Origin of the sequence: Lentibacillus salicampi (assembly GCF_004565465.1) — a bacterium.
Classification (GTDB): Bacteria; Bacillota; Bacilli; order Bacillales; family Amphibacillaceae; genus Lentibacillus; species Lentibacillus salicampi.
In genome coordinates this window covers 1-2,099 of sequence record NZ_SRHY01000096.1, presented here as the reverse complement: position 1 = coordinate 2,099, position 2,099 = coordinate 1, and the positions used below count along the sequence as shown (strand labels likewise).

1 rRNA gene is annotated in these 2,099 nt (G+C 55.1%); it reads left to right on the top strand.

The window, feature by feature from the left end:
- Positions 1 to 2,099, top strand: a 23S ribosomal RNA gene (locus E4U82_RS19435); the annotation flags it as partial.

Genomic DNA, 2,099 nt, shown 5'->3' with positions numbered 1-2,099 from the left:
CCTGAGTATACGGTCGCAGACCCGAAACCGTGTGATCTACCCATGTCCAGGGTGAAGGTCAGGTAACACTGACTGGAGGCCCGAACCCACGTATGCTGAAAAATGCGGGGATGAGGTGTGGGTAGGGGTGAAATGCCAATCGAACACGGAGATAGCTGGTTCTCTCCGAAATAGCTTTAGGGCTAGCCTCAAGGCAAGCGTCCCGGAGGTAGAGCACTGATTGGACGAGGGGCCCTCACCGGGTTACCGAATTCAGTCAAACTCCGAATGCCGAAGACGCATCCTTGGGAGTCAGACTATGGGTGATAAGGTTCATAGTCGAAAGGGAAACAGCCCAGACCGCCAGCTAAGGTCCCTAAGTATACGTTAAGTGGAAAAGGATGTGGAGTTGCCCAGACAACCAGTATGTTGGCTTAGAAGCAGCCATCATTTAAAGAGTGCGTAATAGCTCACTGGTCGAGTGACTCTGCGCCGAAAATGTACCGGGGCTAAACGTATCACCGAAGCTGCGGATTGTTCTGACGAACAATGGTAGGAGAGCGTTCCAAATGCTGCGAAGTCAGACCGTGAGGACTGGTGGAGCGTTTGGAAGTGAGAATGCCGGTATAAGTAGCGAGAAAAGAGTGAGAATCTCTTTCACCGAAAGCCCAAGGTTTCCTGAGGAAGGCTCGTCCGCTCAGGGTTAGTCGGGGCCTAAGCCGAGGCCGAAAGGCGTAGGCGATGGATAACAGGCAGATATTCCTGTACCACCTTGTTGAGCGTTTGAACGATGGGGGGACGCAGCAGGATACGGAAAGCGCACCGATGGATGTGTGCGCCCAAGCAGTAAAGAAGTTGGCCAGGCAAATCCGGTCAGCAATTCTGAGCTGTGACGGGGAGGGAAATTGAGTACCGAAGTTCCGGATTCCACACTGCCAAGAAAAGCCTCTAGTAAGTTCACAGGTGCCCGTACCGCAAACCGACACAGGCAGGCAAGGAGAGAATCCTAAGGTGATCGGGAGAACTCTCGTTAAGGAACTCGGCAAAATGACCCCGTAACTTCGGGAGAAGGGGTGCTCACACCGAGTGAGCCGCAGTGAATAGGCCCAAGCGACTGTTTAGCAAAAACACAGGTCTCTGCGAAGCCGAAAGGCGAAGTATAGGGGCTGACACCTGCCCGGTGCTGGAAGGTTAAGGGGAAGCGTTAGCGCCAACGGGCGCGAAGCGGCGAACCGAAGCCCCAGTAAACGGCGGCCGTAACTATAACGGTCCTAAGGTAGCGAAATTCCTTGTCGGGTAAGTTCCGACCCGCACGAAAGGTGCAACGACTTGGGCACTGTCTCAACGAGAGACCCGGTGAAATTATACGATGCGTGAAGATGCGCATTACCCGCGACAGGACGGAAAGACCCCGTGGAGCTTTACTGTAGCCTGATATTGAATGTTGGTACAGCTTGTACAGGATAGGTGGGAGCCGTCGAAGCGTGAGCGCCAGCTTACGTGGAGGCATCCGTGGGATACCACCCTGGCTGTACGGACATTCTAACCCAGGACCGTTACCCGGTCCGGAGACAGTGTCAGGCAGGCAGTTTGACTGGGGCGGTCGCCTCCCAAAGAGTAACGGAGGCGCCCAAAGGTTCCCTCAGAATGGTTGGAAATCATTCGCAGAGTGTAAAGGCAGAAGGGAGCTTGACTGCGAGACCTACAAGTCGAGCAGGGACGAAAGTCGGGCTTAGTGATCCGGTGGTTCCGCATGGAAGGGCCATCGCTCAACGGATAAAAGCTACCCCGGGGATAACAGGCTTATCTCCCCCAAGAGTTCACATCGACGGGGAGGTTTGGCACCTCGATGTCGGCTCATCGCATCCTGGGGCTGTAGTCGGTCCCAAGGGTTGGGCTGTTCGCCCATTAAAGCGGTACGCGAGCTGGGTTCAGAACGTCGTGAGACAGTTCGGTCCCTATCCGTCGTGGGCATTGGAAGTCTGAGAGGAGCTGTCCTTAGTACGAGAGGACCGGGATGGACACACCGCTGGTGTACCAGTTGTTCCGCCAGGAGCACGGCTGGGTAGCTACGTGTGGTCAGGATAAGTGCTGAAAGCATCTAAGCATGAAGCCCCCCT